The 350-nt window shown below is 56.0% G+C and carries 2 pseudogenes; both read right to left on the bottom strand.

Going from position 1 to position 350, the window contains the following annotated elements:
* Positions 1-224, bottom strand: a pseudogene (locus PTZ19_RS25290) (ABC transporter permease); the annotation flags it as partial.
* Positions 225-350: pseudogene (locus tag PTZ19_RS25295) on the bottom strand (ABC transporter ATP-binding protein); the annotation flags it as partial. It lies immediately after the preceding pseudogene.

The following is a 350-nucleotide window of genomic DNA, read 5'->3' on the forward strand; positions in this document are numbered from 1 at the left end:
CCGCTTGCGATCGCGATCAGCAGGATGCCGGGCAACAGGTAGTTCACATAGTGATCCGTACCGGTTTGGATCGCCCCGCCAAGCACATAGACGAACAGCAGCATCAGTGCGATCGGCGTGATGCAGACCGTGATGATGGTGTCCACGCTGCGGAAAATATGGCGCATGGAGCGTCCGAGCATGACGCCCATGTCGCTGAAAAAATGGTTTTTCGCCGTTTCCATTTACATGGCCTCCTTTTTACCGACGATCGCGAGGAAGATCTCCTCCAATGTCGGTTGTTTTTCCACATACTCCGCCTTTGCGGAGGGGAACCGCTTTTTGAGCTCCGCGAGCGTGCCGCTGGCGAT

The sequence above is a fragment of the Cohnella caldifontis genome (assembly GCF_029360585.1).
Classification (GTDB): domain Bacteria; phylum Bacillota; class Bacilli; order Paenibacillales; family Paenibacillaceae; genus Cohnella; species Cohnella caldifontis.